The sequence below is a fragment of the Microcoleus sp. T2B6 genome, from assembly GCF_036700475.1.
Classification (GTDB): domain Bacteria; phylum Cyanobacteriota; class Cyanobacteriia; order Cyanobacteriales; family Microcoleaceae; genus Microcoleus.
In genome coordinates this window covers 1-14,078 of sequence record NZ_JAUBOZ010000148.1, presented here as the reverse complement: position 1 = coordinate 14,078, position 14,078 = coordinate 1, and the positions used below count along the sequence as shown (strand labels likewise).

Sequence of the window (14,078 nt, the reverse complement as noted above, 5' to 3'; positions counted from 1 at the left end):
AGAAGAATCTTGTCCCCCCCTTATTAAGGGGGGTTAGGGGGGATCAGATTCTACGGGGCCTCATAAAAAATTGGTATTAGACCCGCTATATATAACACAATACGCTTGGGTTAAAACTATTTATTCCTCGGAGATCCCCCTAAATCCCCCTTAAAAAGGGGGAATTTGAGTAATTTCTTGTCCCACCCTTCGTAGGGGCGGTGCCCCCGTGCCCGCCCTTGGCTAGGGGGGCTCGGAATTAACCCAAGCCTATTGATATATAACAATATTAAAGCCAGAAATAGAATTGTTATTAAATCATCAGGATATCAGGATGGAATCACTGTATTAACTAATATATTTAATCCCTACTTTTCGCGCTTTTAATGATGATTAACCTCCTCAAATTTATCGTTAACCCTACGGCGCTCCTTTCAAGAGCATACAATGCTAGTATTGTCGTCGGTTTGGCTCTCCTGAGCATCGCTTACTCAACCCCAGCCATAGCAGAAACTCGCTCCAATTTACTCGACACATCCAATCAAATGGATGCCTCTGCTGCGAGTGTTTCTGACCTTCCAGAAACGAGCCCTTTATCAGAAACACCCAACTGGTTTACTTCTGCTACAAACCAGGAACCCTCATCCCCAAATTTAGCCTCTGAACCTCAACCCAAAAAACCCCAATCAACTAATAATCCTAACGGATTACCCCAACCTTCTGCGCCATCTACTGACCCCGATTACATTATTCCATCTCGAAGCGCTCCCAGCGTTTCCGACCTTCCACAAGCCACCCCTTTATCAGAAACACCAAACTGGTCTACTTCTGCTACAAACCTAGAACCCTCATCCCAAAATTTAGCCCCTGAACCTGAACCCACCAAACCCCCATCAACTAATAATCCTAACGGATTACCCCAACCTCCTGCGCCATCTACTGACCCCGATTACATTATTCCACCTCGAATCGCGCCCGACGAAAAACTTAGCCCCTTCACGACTACTTTACCTCTCAATGACATTCCCATCAGCCATCTAACTGAATGGGAGTTTAGTGGTTTCCATACTTTTGCTGACACCACAGACAGCGATATTTTTTTTAATGGCACTCTCAAACTTAACAGTCGAGTCAGTGAAAGTTTAAGCCGAAATAATATTTATAGAGTAGACCAAAAGGCACTTATTTTCAACTGCGGACTGTTCCCCTAGAACGAACAATTACAACCACAACTACCGCACCCCAAACCATGACAGGGTTAGAAATTCAAATGAGTTTAACGGGGGCTTGTATTTTTCCCAATACTCCCAGTGACCAACAATGTACTTATACCCCAGGTTTAGCGATCGATCGCAATAGTATAGATCCAGAGTTTTTCGTCCCTACCCGCGTCTTTCAAACGTCTCAGGTTGGCGAGGTTGTCAAACCGGAAACTTTGGCTTTTATGCAGCTTCCCGGCTTTCAAGGGGGAACCAGCAGTCAACCGATTGGCGTCGATTTTTATTTTCCCAATTCGGGTGCTTATCCGGGAAACAGCCAATCCCAAAAAACAAAAGTTGAGAGAAAAGAAGAAAATGACTATACGATTGCAGGTACTGTTTCCCGAGTTCGTCAAGTTGTTAAAGCCAATGATCGAGAAGCCGTTTTAGGACGAACGATTCGAGGATTTACTCTCTTTGTTGATGATGAAAATCGCTGGCTCAATACGGCAATTCAAGCGGGGGCGCAAATTTTACCCGATGTCATTCCTGACCTAGAAGGCAGTAAAAATCCAGTTAATACTAATATCAACCGCAACTTATTTTTAGCGGCTAATAATACTCGTTTACCCAGCAGTAGTTTTACGATATATTCCGCCGGACTCGGACGGGCAGAAAGTTTAACGCCTAATGTCACCAGCTTAAGTCAAGTTCCTAGAGCGAATTATAATAGCCTTTGGCTCGGTCTTTCTCCCGTGATCGATCGCAATATTGAAGATGGTCGAACCTTTTATGATCCAACAGGGCCACAAGTCACCCTTGTAGGTGCTGGTGGAGAAGGTGGAGCAAATAGCAATGTACAGTTATTCTCAGCAGTTAACCAAAATCAGTATTCTACGGCCAATTTGCAGAATTTTTATGCCCAAGTTTATTTAAGCTTTTTACAGCAAGATGTCAACTTTGTTAGAGAAAGTATCTATCGGGAAGAAAGCTCTTACTATCCTCATCTCAGCTTTACCGGAAACTGGACAGGAGTCGAAGATATCCTGCGATACTATACGGGTGTGATTGCTTCAGAAAATCCCAAACTCTACGTCGGTGCTGATTACACGAGAAACACGCTAAACAATTGGAGTTTTCGGGGCGGTGCAATTGGTTATCTCAACCCCGATCGCGATTATTACAGCCAACTTTGGGGGAGTGTAGCCAAAACCTTTCCCTTCAGTAGGCAGGCCAATTTAACCTTATCAACTGGCTTCAATTATGCTCTCGATCGAGAAACAAGAATTGGTGATGTACTTAGTATTTCACCAGCCAGTGAAGTAGCCGTTAGCGCTCGCCTGAATTGGGGAATTTTTTCTCTGGGTTTGACCAACTATTTTGGTGATATCCTACCCAATTCCTACGACGATCGCTTACTCGCTGAGTTAACCATCCGTCCTCTAAGCACTCTCACTCTGTCTGGTTATATCGCCCCCATCGATAAAAACTCCTCTCGCTCTCTCTACGGTGCTAGTGTAAGTTGGCAACTGGAAAATAACTACAACAGTCCTACCCTATCCCTGAATTGGCAAAATAAGCAATATGATTATGGTGATGATGTTTTGGGAAATCGTTTATTATTGAATGATAATGTTTTTACGATCCTTTTTCGGATTGGTTCTCCAGCTAATCCGCTCTCTCGTTAATCTTACTCAGATTAGAAGCCAACTAATTTGCTAAAATAAAAAATCAGACTTCTGCCTCATCCCCGCCTGTGAACCGTTTTAGAGAATCTAAGGAATGAGAATTAAATAACTTCCACTCTTGAAAGTGGGATGGGCGTCCCGCCCGTCTTTTTTGGCCGGGCGGGACGCCCATCCCACCATAACAATTAAAATTGTAAGTTATTTAATTCGCGATCCTAAGCCAATAGGGACTCTCACCGAGATTACCTCCTTTGCGAGTTAATCTGCTTCGGACGGCAGTGTCATAATGTTTTAGGGTAATAAGTACGGAAGAACCGGAAATACCGATGCTATGGGAACTGCCAGTATCTAGCGAAGCAGTCAAATCAAAAGATCATAAGCTGCGTAGCCGCTTAAGAGTCACCCTGGGTTCTGAGGGAAGGGTTGAGGCTACCCTCAACCCTTACCCGCTAAAAATATTAGTGTTATTTTCGAGCGTCGATACAGGGCGAATAATTTTTGACCATCGACAAACAGTTCCGTCCATCAGCCATTCTCTCGTAACTAATACTGTCTGCGATGTCTTTGATTAATTTTAGCCCCCGCCCGCCCGGAGAGTGAATATCGACTTTTTCCGAAATATCTTTGATTTTTTTCTCTAAATCAAACGGATCGCCCGAGTCCCAAATTTTAATCTCTAAAGATTCAGCGAACACCGCCACCTGAATGTCAACAGGCAAATCCGCTGGTTTGCCCTTGTGGGCGTGACGCACCGCATTCGTAAAGCCCTCAGCCAAAGCTAACTGACACCGTATCCACACACTTGTAGGAATTCGCGAGTCGTACAATTGTGCAAACCACGACAAAACCCAGCTTAATCCATTCAGACCTGTATTGACTTGAAGATCCGCTTTTTTTAGCATCGGCAACTTTTCGGAACCCTTTAATTCAATCACGCTCACCACACAAGTTCTTCATCGGCCCGTGGGCAAAATACAACGAGACAAAATACAACCAGATAAAATACAACGAGACAAAGTATAACGGCGGCAAAATTGAATGGTAGTTTGAGGATACTAGCTCTGGTGGGCCGTCGATCGATGTCTAATCCACTAATCGGTTAGCCACTATACCATAAATAGCATTTTCATGTCAACCAGCGCCTGCGGGAAATAAAAGTCTATAAAAATTTATATTCTGAGTATAAACTGAGTGAAGTTCGATCGCGCCAAATTTCTATCAAATTTTAACGTAAATTGAACTCAACGACCCGCCCTCAAAAGCAATTACCTCGAAAGCGATGTCAATCAACTATACTCAATCTCAGACAAGGGCGCTGACAGGATATATTTTAAATGACCCCCAGACCTTGAAAAACTTGTAGTACCTAAGTGCCCATGTTTCAAATTCTGGTTATTGACGATGATACGGCTGTTCAAGAACTGCTGAGAAGAACCCTGAAAAAACAGGGTTACGAAGTAACAGTAGCAAGCAATGGCGAAGACGGTGTAGCCCAGGCGCAAAAATTGCGTCCGGCCCTGATAATTTGCGATTGGATCATGCCGCGCTTGACCGGCATCGATGTCTGCCGTCGAGTTAAGGCAGATCCGGATCTGTCAACTACACAATTCTTTTTGTTGACTTCTTTGGGTTCGATCGCCGATCGAGTCAAAGGGCTCGACGCAGGTGCCGACGATTTTATCTCCAAGCCGATCGAACTCAACGAGTTACAGGCGAGAGTACGCGCGGGATTGAGGCTGCACCAACTCAGCCGAGATTTGAAAATAGCCAAGCAAAGTCTCGAAGCCGAGTTAGCCGAGGCCGCCGAGTACGTGCAATCGCTGCTGCCAGATCCGATGACGGAACCTATCAGCATCGAAGCAAAATTCATTCCCTCCCGGCAGTTGGGGGGAGATTGCTTCGACTACAACTGGCTAGATGCCGATTATTTGGCGATTTACTTGCTAGACGTAGCCGGTCACGGTTTGCGGGCGGCGCTGCCTTCGGTGGCCGTGCTGAATTTGCTGCGATCACGCACGCTCCCAAACATAGACTACTACAAACCCAGCGACGTTTTGCGCGCCCTGAACACCACCTTCCAGATGAGCTACCAAAATGACAAGTATTTCACCATCTGGTACGGCGTTTACAACCGCATTTCTCGCCAGCTAGTTTATGCCAGCGCCGGCCATCCACCAGCCGTCTTGATTTCCCAGTCCCCTGCGAGCACCGCTAAAATCCAGCGATTAAAAACCCCCGGAATGCCGGTCGGGATGTTCCCCGACGCCCCCTATGTCGATAATTGCTGCGATGTCGAGGATTTGAGCACTCTCTACATCTTTAGCGACGGGGTATACGAGATCCACCAACCTGACGGCAATATCTGGGGGCTTGACCCTTTCATCGACCTGTTAGCAGCTTACAACGGTGCAAGTGCCGACCAGTTAGAGCTGGTTTTGAACTACATTCAAAAGTTGAACGCTAAAGCAGTTTTTGATGATGATTGGTCTTTACTCAAGGTAAACTTTGGCTAGCTGACTTCTTGCATTGCATCTGCGACCAAATAGCAAGAAGGCAGCAGCCCAAAGATTTAGTTAGTTGAGAGAATTTTGCTATTAAAAGCATCGCGGTTCTGAAATATCTCGAAAACTCGATCCATACTGGTGAGTTCAAATAAGATGCGGATTTGCTCGTTGATAGAACAGACAACTAATTGACTCCCAGCGGCCCGGACTGTTTTGAGTGCCAAGACTAAAGCGCCCAAACCAGAACTATCCATAAATGTCACATCAGTGAAGTCTATCAATACCACATCAGCTCCCGCTTCCACTAGGTCGCTAATCTCTTGGCGGAATTGACTTGCCTTGGTGCCGTCTAAAATGCCAGAGGGCTGAATAATTTTAACTACAGGACTCATATTTTGCGGTGGGAATGTCAGAATTTCTAGCCAGACTAGGCTAGTATAGCTGCGAGATGGACTCCGATCCAAATAAGAGAGTGGGAAAGCGCCAGAGCCTGAGAGCGGGAGAATAGTTTTGAGTGCAAAAGATGGTGTTCGTCGCGGATCGTAACGCCGATCGCAGTCGCAGCGCTTCGCCGGGAGTGAATTTTGAGATAGGGACAATCTTTGTTCTGCCGAATGCCTTCTGGTATTAATCAAACTGGGCTAACTTTGGCGCGGTAGAGCAGTTTTTCGCCTTGTCTGTAGCCTGTGTAGCGGACTTTGACGGGTTCTCCGGGCTCGGCTGTTCCTTCCATGAGCTGATGCTCTTGGGGGTTGTAGGGAATCTGGACTCCGACTGGGGCGATCGACTCCACTCCCCAATGCTCCAATAACTGCTCGACGGGCCGCAGCAAGGGCAGTAGTTTCTGAGCCCGCAAGTTGTGATTTTCCTGAGCTTTGCTCGCAGCCGTCGGCCACTGCAACATCCAAGATTCTAAAATTTGCACGCTAGATAGCTGGAATTCCTGCATCAAAGATTCTCGCTGCTGTTCGATCGAAGCTTGCAGGCGCTGATATTCTTGTTCTAGGGCTGTCGGTGGTGCCTTTTCTAACTCTACATAGTTTGGCGCCAAGGTTGCGAGCAGTTCGGGTAAGGAAATTTGCAAAGCTTGACTAATTTTGAGCAGGATGTCGGCTCGGGTTTGCAAAGCTAAACCGCGACGCAGGCGACTTAGCTGGATCTCGGAAACTCCTGCTTTTTGGCTGAGTTCTCGATCGCTCGAAAGCCCCGCCTGTTCCATCAGGCGTTGCAGTTGAAGAGCATAATCTGGAATATTGGCAGTCACGAAAAACTCATCCAAATTAATAAATGGACATATTCTCGATCGTAAACTGTCACGAGCCTTAAGGAAATACATCTGTGGGGCGGGCTCGGGCGCCCACCCCACAACTGTTTTTGTGGCTATTTGACGGCAACTTTTTCGGGGGCGGCTGTTGCAGTTGTCGCAGAACCTTGCAAATGCGCTTCTAGGAACCACAAACGCTTGTCAATTGTCCGCGAAATTTCGGTGTAGAGATCCGCTGTATCGGCGTCGCCGAGTTCGTCTGCTTTGCCGATGGCGACTCGCAGGTGTTGGGCGTAGGGCGCGTAGCGATCGGCCAAAGCCGTCACATATTCTTTACCGTCTAAAATGTCGAAAGGAAATTCTGGCAAAATCGAATCTGCGGCGGCTGTGCGGGCTGTTCCTACAGCCAAACCGCCCAAAGCTGTGACCCGTTCGGCAACCAAATCGATGTATTCTTCGAGTTCTGTTGCCATTTCGTCAAACAGCAAGTGCAACTGGTAGAAGTCCATGCCTTTAACGTTCCAGTGAGCTTGCTTAACTTGAGTTTTTAAGTCCAGAGTCGTTGCCAGCGTGGCGTTGAGCAGCCCGACTACTTGAGAGCGGGTGGCGGCTGACATATCGATGCGGGTAGGGTAAAGATGTTGTTTGTGGTTGTTGGTAGTCATAGGTTTTTAGCTTGTTATTAGTGATTGTCGATCGAATATCTTTGCCTGTGGTGAATTTCTGTTGAGAGGCTCAGGCTAGGTGCATCTGCAACACCGCACGGGGAGCTCGGCGTACTTTACAGCGGATAGTTTCTAAACCGAGACGCTGGCAAGCTTCGTAGCGGTGGCAGCCGGAAAATCCGTAATACTGTCCATCTACTTCTAGCACGTCGATGGGTTCGTTTAAACCTACCTCGCGGATGGATTCCATGAGGGCGGCGACTTTGGTTTGGTCGTTGACTCGCGGCAGGGGGCGGCGAATCTGGTTGAGGGGTATTTCTTCGATCCTCATGGCGTTGGTCTGTTTTGCTTCTTGTTAAATCATACTCGTAATGACTTCGTTTTAGCAATAAAAATGTCAGGAAATTTTGAGATTGGCAGAAGGGGGGCGTGCGATCGCCCGTTTGCTGTAGTGTCGGGGGATGGAGGGCGATCGAATGCGAGTGGGAGAATCAGCATGAAAATTTCTGTCTCATCAACTGGGTAGCTCAATTGATTATCCGTGTCTTGACATTCTCATCAACTGGGTAGCTCAATTGATTATCCGTGTCTTGACATTTGAATGCGGTAATTTGAATCCCCTCAAGTTATAATTTTGTTAGGCTTTGCCTAGGACAATTGTTAATTTACTGCATAACAAATAAATTCGCTGCGATATAATGCCGTAAACTACCCGCCGCTAATTCGGAGTACCGAATCTAGCGGGGGCTTTTAAGAGAAGCCCAGAGTTTACCCGACTAAGTACCTTGTGTACTTCGTTTTAGAAGCCATCACACCTACGGATACGAAGCCAGTCTGTAGCTCTGTGGTCAACGATTAAACAGACATATCGGGTCGAAGTCAGTGTCGTTGACGCGACAAACTTCTAAAACATTGTCAAGGCTAACATTACCCGCAAGGAGACTCACTCGTGAGTAAAGTTTTCGTTCTGGACACCAACAAACAGCCTCTCAATCCTATTCATCCAGGTAGAGCGAGAATGCTGTTAGCTCAAGGGAAAGCTGCTGTACTTCGCAGCTATCCCTTCACACTAATACTGAAAGAGGAGGTGTTAAATTCTCAAGTTGAACCACTGCAAATAAAGATCGATCCGGGTGCCAAGACCACTGGAATAGCGCTGGTCAACGATACCACAGGCGAAGTTGTTTGGATAGCTGAACTACAACATCGTGGCTTCCAAATTCGGGATGCTTTAACTTCACGCCGTCAATTACGACGGTCACGCCGTAACCGTAAGACGCGATATCGCAAACCACGCTTTCTCAACCGCACTCGACTAAAGGGTTGGCTACCACCCTCTTTAAACAGTCGCGTTGCTAATATTTTGACTTGGGTTAAACGACTATCTGCACTGTGTCGAATTACTGCCATTTCTCAAGAATTGGTCAGATTTGACACACAACAGATGGAAAGCTCCGAAATTAGCGGGGTTGGTTATCAACAAGGAACTTTAGCCGGATACGAAATTCGTGAGTTTCTTCTTTCCAAGTTGAACAGAACTTGTGCTTACTGCGGTGTAAAAGAGACCCGACTTGAGATTGAACATATTCAACCTCGGTCAAAAGGAGGTTCAAACCGAGTCAGCAACCTGTGTTTAGCCTGTGTCCCTTGTAATCAGAAAAAGGGTAATCAGGATATCAAAGACTTTCTCAAAGGTAAACCTGACTTGCTCAAACGAATCTTGGCACAAGCTAAAAAACCCTTGGCTGATACGGCAGCCGTTAATGCGACCCGATGGAATCTGTACGAAAACCTTAAAAAAACAGGCTTACCTGTTGAAGTTGGCACAGGGGGTCGCACAAAGTACAACCGCACGATTCGAGGTTTAGACAAGACGCATTACTGGGACGCGGCTTGCGTGGGAGCATCTACTCCAGAACGGTTAATCACAAAGGTCGTCAAGCCCTTACTGATTGCCGCTAAAGGGCATGGAACCCGTCAGCAATGCCGCACAGACAAGTTTGGTTTTCCAGTTCGTTATTGTTCTAGAACCAAATTCCACAAAGGTTTTCAGACAGGTGACATTGTAAAAGCCAATGTTACCTCTGGGAAGAAGGTTGGGACTTACGTGGGTCGAGTAGCTACTCGTGCCACTGGAAGTTTCAACATCTCAACAACCGATGGGCTAGTTCAAGGAATTAGTCACAAATACTGCATACACATTCACAAAAAGGATGGCTACGCTTATGTTGCCTAGACCCCGCCCCCCTTTTCCTCCCACCACCAATCTGGGTACAGATATGGTGGGGGTTTCCAAGGGGGAAGAAAGATGATAAAAACATTCCAATATCCCGATATTATTGTGACCAGTCAAGATGGCGAATATCTAATGCTTGTTGAGGTAAAATTCAAACACATCAGTATCGCTAAAAGTGCTATTGAACAGCTTAAACATACTATGGCATCTATTGGTTGTTCAGTTGGACTTGTCGTAGCTGGTGAGCGTGTGATTCTCCTCCGCGACTCCTTAGAAAAGTATAATGGTGAGTCAATTTATGTAGTTGGTGAAGCGCAACTTCCAGATTCTTTGCTACCACCTGCAGATGAGCAATGGAAGGGAAACCCTGCGAGTGAGTTTGAATCGCGAGTTCAGCGATGGCTTGAGAAACTGAAGCTGACTGCCAGTATGGACAACTTCCCAAATGACTTAAGAAACCTACTTGGCGAACAAATAATCAGCCTTCTCCGAATTGGCGAAGTGAGGGCTGCTGGCCCTAGATGGAGTAAGAGTGCAAAGTGAAACCCAAAGCAGTTTTAGTGGAAACAAATTGGGTAGTGGATGTTATTGCTCCAGCACACTTGCAAAGTCCACAGGCTATTCAGTTGCTCCAACGTGCTCAGGCTGGTGAGTTTAAGTTATATGTGCCTGCAATATGCCTTACAGAAGCACGTGAAACCGTACCTCGAAGGTTTTCCCCACGCTCTCGCTCTGATGATTTACGCAAATTTGTGAGATGGGCAACAGATGAAGGTCGAGTGACCGCTGAGGATGCGGATGCAGCACGTCGGGTATTTGCTCTATTTGATGGATTAGTGGCAAATGAACTGACGAAAGTTTCAGAACGATTGAATGACTTAGCGAACCATCCTAGTCTCAACGTCTTTCCGCTTTCAGAGCCAATGCTGGAGCGCCAAATATCTATCGGTGCAATGGATGATCTCTCCCTTAAACCCTATGACTTAGCTGTTTTGGCGGCTGTGATAGTTAAATCTGAAGAATTACAGGCAGAGGGGCATCCCTGGGTTGGTTTCTGTGAGCTAGACTCCGATCTTCAACCGTGGGACAAATCCGGTGCCCGGAAACGTGTTCTTAGCGATCTCTACGATGATGTCCGAATATTCGTGTACGCAAACTTCCTACTAGAAGATGTAAGTGAGCTTCCCGATGGTTGGACTACTTCAATTTAGCAATTACCACCTAACTATTATTAGGATGAAAGTTTCCGCATCATACTCTAAATCATACCACTGCTACTTAATCCTCTCAACTCAATCCAGCAATAATATTGACGCTCATAGCCAGAATAGCGGTGTTAAAAAAGAACGACAGCACGCTGTGAAAAAGGACCAGATACCTCGTGGAACGAGAAGTGCTCTGCACGTCTGCAACGCCGGCAAGTCATGCCAATACCAAAGGAGAAATATAAAAAATCTTTGTAATCTGCTTCCTCGTCGCCCGGAAAATCCAAACCCTCCGCCTGTAAGTAACTGCCGTGCTGCTTGCTGCGGTTTTTGTAGTAGCTGCGGGCATAGTGCATCGTGAAGATAGTGTGTACCTGCATCCAAGACCCAACAATTGTTAGGACAGAAAGCCCCAAGTGCAGAAATAGCAAATTCGGCAACAGGCCTTTGGGATCGCGCAGCAAAAAGAAGATGGCTAACAAGCTAGCACAAGCCGCTGCCACGATCGTACTTAAGATTGTTAAGTGGCCAGCATCCAACTGCTGAGCGTGGTGGCGCATCAATTCGGGAGTGCCTTGCAGCATCAGCATCCAAGTCAAAATCAGGAAACTGACGGCGCCCGCGTTCCAAATGCACAGCGTCCGAGTCAGGGGAGATAGTCAGGTGGCAGCAACACAGCAACTGCCATAGCAAAGAGAAAAGACACAAACAGGCGGTGCCGGACGCTCCAGACCCAGTGCATTTTACATTGGGAAACATTTTTCACAGTAATCTAGTGTAATTTACGCACAGTAAGGGTTAGAGAATCCCAACTACTGCTATCTTGGCAGGAAATCCCAAAAAGTAACTATGAATTGGCAACACGCAGCACAGGCAGAATTTTTCATGCCTTTCGATAGATCGATCGACCTCAACGTTCTAGGTAGAGTGGGAGAAAAGATAAATTGTGGCTTGAAATTATGGCATCCTCCCAACCCCTCAAAGGCCTTGAATTGATCGACTGCGCCAAAGCTAACGCCCAACAAGGAATCGCCACAGCCGCGAAGCTCTGCGGCTACGGAAGCGACCTCAACACCTTCGAGCGGGAACTGAAACAGGCTTGCCAAGACATCGGCGTCGAAGTCAAGGAGTTAAACGACTTGATTACGACTCAGCAGATGATGAAACAAGGAATGGGTATTGAAGTCGCTCCAGATACTCCCTCAGAACTCTAGGCTCAATCTCCACCGCAGCAGTTTGAGAGCTAAGATTGCCCTCACACCCGTATTTTGAGTCTGCTAGCTGAGGCAGGCTAGAATGTTTTGCATGGGAGCTTCCGACTTTTGGCAGGAGTCGTGTTTCCTCCCGCGAAGAGGGTGCTTTCTGGAGGGTGCACAGATTGTTAGGAGGACTGTCGTGTCAGATCAGCAAGACCGAATTATGCGTTTGTTTATAGAGGAGGCTAAGGAGCACCTCGATACTCTAGAAAATGGTTTAGTGGATTTAAAGTCCACGATGAAAGACCCCGAAAGCGTCCAAGAGATGTTTCGAGCCGCCCATTCCGTGAAAGGAGGGGCGGCTATGCTTGGCTTAGATAGTATTAAAACAACCGCTCACCGCTTGGAAGATTGTTTTAAGGTGCTCAAGGACGGGCCCGTCAAGCAGGTTGACCAAACGGCAGAATCCCTATTTTTAAAGGGAGTTGATACGCTTAAGGACTTGCTGGGGCGACTGGAGGGGCCTTTCGGCTTGAGGAATGAGGAGGGAGAAAAACTTGTGCAGCAGGTGATGCCTGTTTTTGCTCAACTCGAAACTCACCTCGATAAATTGGCGTCGGGCAAAGTGCAGGCGGTTGCTGCTGGGTCTGGTGCGCCCGCCGCTCCAACAGCGGGCGCTGTGCCGCCCAATTTTGCTGTTGAAGTCATGACTTTACTCAAAGAAATGTTGCAGGTGTTCAAGCAGAAAGAATCGGCTGCTAGTCGCTCTGAGTTGACGGCTGTGTGCGTTCGCCTCTATAAGTTGGGAGGTAAAATTGAGACTTGGCAAAATTTAGTAAAAACAGCTAGAGCTGCGATCGTTAATCCCAAAAACTCTTATAAAATCTTAGCTCCGTTGATTATCAAAGAACTCAAGGAAGCTGGCGATTTAGTACAAGTGGGGAAAGTCAAGACGATCGTTCCGAGTAAAAATTTGCTACTTTTGGCAGCAAGCCCAAAACCAGCAGAGGCAAGCCCCCCAGCCGTTCCAGCAGCCCCAGCAGCAGCCTCGAAGCAAGTAGCACTTCCAGCCGAACCGAAGGCGGTAGTCAAGCTTTTGCTCAAAACTTTCAACAAAAAGCAACTCTCGGAAATCGCCAAGTTATTGGTTAACGCCATCAAATCCTCGAACTAGGAGTTTTGGCAGTAGAAGATAGAATCAAAGCAATATTTCTGAGGGGGATAATTGTCTGGGGGTGCTGGCAGCCGGAGTTGAGCAGCAACTAGAAAAAATTCACTCACTCGATATTTTTGCCTTCTACCTTCTACTGTTGGGCAACCCTGCGTTAGAATTAGTGGATATGTAGGCGTGCAATATTGTACCAGAATAAAAAATCGAGCAGGCTTTATAAGGCGGTAGCTGTGAAACCAATTAGTTCATTAGAAGATGCTTTAAACCGCTGTCAGGCGATGGGAATGCGCTTGAGCCGCCAGCGTCGATTTATTCTAGAACTTTTGTGGGAGGCAAAAGAACACCTCTCGGCTCGCGAAATTTACGATCGCCTCAACAAACAAGCGCATTCGATCGGGCATACTTCTGTGTATCAAAATCTAGAAGCTTTGTCGAAAGCAGGGATTATTGAGTGCATAGAACGCTCGGAGGGACGCTTGTACGGCAATGTCAGCGACTCTCACTCTCACGTCAATTGTCTTGATACGGCTCAGATTCTCGACGTTCATGTGGAACTGCCGATCGACTTGATCGAGCTAATCCAAGAGCAAACGGGTGTCAAAATTGTAGACTACCGGATAGATTTCTACGGATATCGATCTGCCGAGTCCGCCACGCAAGCATCGAGTGTCAGCGATACGCCACAGGCTTCGTAACTGATAAAGCAGCGGCTGTTGGACGCAAAACCGATATTTGTACAAGGTCGATCGGTGGTATAAAATGATTTAAGTATTTAGCTGGGTTCGATCGGTTTTTTTTGCCGTTGCGCGCCGGAATTCGGCACAGTAGAAAAAAACAGAAAACAGAAAAATGAAACTCGATCGGCAAGTTTGGCGATCGGGAATAAAATTTACGACTAAGGATCGCGAATTAAATAACTTACAATTTTAATTGTTATTGTGGGATGGGCGTCCCGCCCGTCCAAAAAGGAC

At 46.7% G+C, this 14,078-nt stretch carries 17 protein-coding genes; 10 read left to right on the top strand and 7 right to left on the bottom strand.

What is annotated here, in order from left to right; all coding sequences use genetic code 11:
• Positions 1 to 365 precede the first annotated feature (365 nt).
• Together QUA00_RS34020 and QUA00_RS34015 are read left to right on the top strand one after the other, a co-directional pair.
• Positions 366 to 1,190, top strand: coding sequence for a hypothetical protein (locus QUA00_RS34020; RefSeq protein ID WP_333412888.1), 825 nt, complete (start codon positions 366 to 368; stop codon positions 1,188 to 1,190).
• A gap of 38 nt (positions 1,191 to 1,228) precedes the next feature.
• Positions 1,229 to 2,866 (top strand): hypothetical protein, encoded by a 1,638-nt coding sequence (locus QUA00_RS34015; RefSeq protein WP_333412886.1) that lies wholly within the window; start codon positions 1,229 to 1,231, stop codon positions 2,864 to 2,866.
• A 464-nt stretch (positions 2,867 to 3,330) separates the two neighbouring features.
• On the opposite strand, the gene QUA00_RS34010 is transcribed toward QUA00_RS34015, so the two are convergent.
• Complete coding sequence (locus tag QUA00_RS34010; RefSeq protein WP_333412884.1) at positions 3,331 to 3,810, bottom strand: ATP-binding protein; 480 nt, start codon at positions 3,808 to 3,810, stop codon at positions 3,331 to 3,333.
• 432 nt (positions 3,811 to 4,242) lie between these two features.
• Between QUA00_RS34010 and QUA00_RS34005 the strand changes: the two genes are divergently transcribed.
• A complete protein-coding gene (locus tag QUA00_RS34005; RefSeq protein ID WP_333147618.1) occupies positions 4,243 to 5,379 on the top strand; it encodes a SpoIIE family protein phosphatase in 1,137 nt (378 codons plus the stop codon).
• A gap of 56 nt (positions 5,380 to 5,435) precedes the next feature.
• Here the strand turns inward: QUA00_RS34005 and QUA00_RS34000 are convergent, their stop codons facing one another.
• The 4 genes from QUA00_RS34000 to QUA00_RS33985 all read right to left on the bottom strand — a co-directional run bounded on the left by QUA00_RS34000 (position 5,436) and on the right by QUA00_RS33985 (position 7,630).
• Complete coding sequence (locus QUA00_RS34000) at positions 5,436 to 5,762, bottom strand: STAS domain-containing protein (protein ID WP_333147638.1); 327 nt, start codon at positions 5,760 to 5,762, stop codon at positions 5,436 to 5,438.
• 239 nt (positions 5,763 to 6,001) lie between these two features.
• Positions 6,002 to 6,706, bottom strand: a complete 705-nt coding sequence (locus QUA00_RS33995; RefSeq protein WP_333147620.1) for a helix-turn-helix domain-containing protein — start codon at positions 6,704 to 6,706, stop codon at positions 6,002 to 6,004.
• Positions 6,707 to 6,750: 44 nt separating this feature from the next.
• Positions 6,751 to 7,299, bottom strand: coding sequence for a DNA starvation/stationary phase protection protein Dps (gene dps, locus QUA00_RS33990; protein WP_333412882.1), 549 nt, complete (start codon positions 7,297 to 7,299; stop codon positions 6,751 to 6,753).
• Between the two features lie 70 nt (positions 7,300 to 7,369).
• Positions 7,370 to 7,630 carry a ParB N-terminal domain-containing protein gene (locus tag QUA00_RS33985; protein WP_190733544.1) on the bottom strand — a complete coding sequence of 87 codons (261 nt, stop codon included), beginning with the start codon at positions 7,628 to 7,630 and terminating at the stop codon, positions 7,370 to 7,372.
• A 63-nt stretch (positions 7,631 to 7,693) separates the two neighbouring features.
• On the opposite strand from QUA00_RS33985, the gene QUA00_RS33980 reads away from it, so the two are divergent.
• The 4 genes from QUA00_RS33980 (at position 7,694) to QUA00_RS33965 (ending at position 10,746) form a co-directional block, all read left to right on the top strand.
• Entirely contained in the window at positions 7,694 to 7,825 is a 132-nt protein-coding gene (locus QUA00_RS33980) for a hypothetical protein (protein ID WP_333412880.1), read from the top strand.
• Between the two features lie 423 nt (positions 7,826 to 8,248).
• Entirely contained in the window at positions 8,249 to 9,535 is a 1,287-nt protein-coding gene (gene iscB / locus QUA00_RS33975) for an RNA-guided endonuclease IscB (protein ID WP_333147626.1), read from the top strand.
• 72 nt (positions 9,536 to 9,607) lie between these two features.
• Positions 9,608 to 10,078: a type I restriction enzyme HsdR N-terminal domain-containing protein gene (locus tag QUA00_RS33970; protein ID WP_333147628.1), complete on the top strand. Its 471-nt coding sequence runs from the start codon at positions 9,608 to 9,610 to the stop codon at positions 10,076 to 10,078.
• A complete protein-coding gene (locus QUA00_RS33965) occupies positions 10,075 to 10,746 on the top strand; it encodes a hypothetical protein (RefSeq protein WP_333147630.1) in 672 nt (223 codons plus the stop codon). The genes QUA00_RS33970 and QUA00_RS33965 overlap by 4 nt, the downstream gene beginning before the upstream one ends.
• A gap of 76 nt (positions 10,747 to 10,822) precedes the next feature.
• On the opposite strand, the gene QUA00_RS36995 is transcribed toward QUA00_RS33965, so the two are convergent.
• On the bottom strand, positions 10,823 to 10,909 hold the full coding sequence (locus QUA00_RS36995) for a hypothetical protein (RefSeq protein WP_445252015.1): 87 nt from the start codon (positions 10,907 to 10,909) through the stop codon (positions 10,823 to 10,825).
• Positions 10,872 to 11,330: a DUF1345 domain-containing protein gene (locus tag QUA00_RS33960; protein WP_333147639.1), complete on the bottom strand. Its 459-nt coding sequence runs from the start codon at positions 11,328 to 11,330 to the stop codon at positions 10,872 to 10,874. Before QUA00_RS33960 ends, QUA00_RS36995 begins: the two co-directional genes overlap by 38 nt.
• 369 nt (positions 11,331 to 11,699) lie before the next feature.
• Here QUA00_RS33960 and QUA00_RS33955 point away from each other — a divergent pair, with 369 nt between their 5' ends.
• The 3 genes from QUA00_RS33955 to QUA00_RS33945 all read left to right on the top strand — a co-directional run bounded on the left by QUA00_RS33955 (position 11,700) and on the right by QUA00_RS33945 (position 13,802).
• The gene (locus QUA00_RS33955) at positions 11,700 to 11,954 is read left to right on the top strand and encodes a hypothetical protein (RefSeq protein ID WP_333147632.1); all 255 of its coding nucleotides are present in this window, start codon (positions 11,700 to 11,702) and stop codon (positions 11,952 to 11,954) included.
• 82 nt (positions 11,955 to 12,036) lie between these two features.
• Complete coding sequence (locus QUA00_RS33950) at positions 12,037 to 13,110, top strand: Hpt domain-containing protein (protein WP_333147634.1); 1,074 nt, start codon at positions 12,037 to 12,039, stop codon at positions 13,108 to 13,110.
• 227 nt (positions 13,111 to 13,337) lie between these two features.
• On the top strand, positions 13,338 to 13,802 hold the full coding sequence (locus tag QUA00_RS33945; protein WP_333147636.1) for a Fur family transcriptional regulator: 465 nt from the start codon (positions 13,338 to 13,340) through the stop codon (positions 13,800 to 13,802).
• Positions 13,803 to 14,078: the final 276 nt, after the last annotated feature.

Coding starts and splice junctions, on each gene's coding strand:
- QUA00_RS34020 (WP_333412888.1), top strand. CDS start 366: ATGATGATTAACCTCCTCAAATTTATCGTTAACCCTACGGCGCTCCTT.
- QUA00_RS33970 (WP_333147628.1), top strand. CDS start 9,608: ATGATAAAAACATTCCAATATCCCGATATTATTGTGACCAGTCAAGAT.
- dps (WP_333412882.1), bottom strand. CDS start 7,299: ATGACTACCAACAACCACAAACAACATCTTTACCCTACCCGCATCGAT.
- QUA00_RS33955 (WP_333147632.1), top strand. CDS start 11,700: ATGGCATCCTCCCAACCCCTCAAAGGCCTTGAATTGATCGACTGCGCC.
- QUA00_RS34005 (WP_333147618.1), top strand. CDS start 4,243: ATGTTTCAAATTCTGGTTATTGACGATGATACGGCTGTTCAAGAACTG.
- QUA00_RS33950 (WP_333147634.1), top strand. CDS start 12,037: ATGTTTTGCATGGGAGCTTCCGACTTTTGGCAGGAGTCGTGTTTCCTC.
- QUA00_RS33980 (WP_333412880.1), top strand. CDS start 7,694: ATGTCAGGAAATTTTGAGATTGGCAGAAGGGGGGCGTGCGATCGCCCG.
- QUA00_RS33985 (WP_190733544.1), bottom strand. CDS start 7,630: ATGAGGATCGAAGAAATACCCCTCAACCAGATTCGCCGCCCCCTGCCG.
- QUA00_RS34000 (WP_333147638.1), bottom strand. CDS start 5,762: ATGAGTCCTGTAGTTAAAATTATTCAGCCCTCTGGCATTTTAGACGGC.
- QUA00_RS33995 (WP_333147620.1), bottom strand. CDS start 6,706: ATGTATTTCCTTAAGGCTCGTGACAGTTTACGATCGAGAATATGTCCA.
- QUA00_RS34015 (WP_333412886.1), top strand. CDS start 1,229: ATGACAGGGTTAGAAATTCAAATGAGTTTAACGGGGGCTTGTATTTTT.
- QUA00_RS33960 (WP_333147639.1), bottom strand. CDS start 11,330: ATGCTGATGCTGCAAGGCACTCCCGAATTGATGCGCCACCACGCTCAG.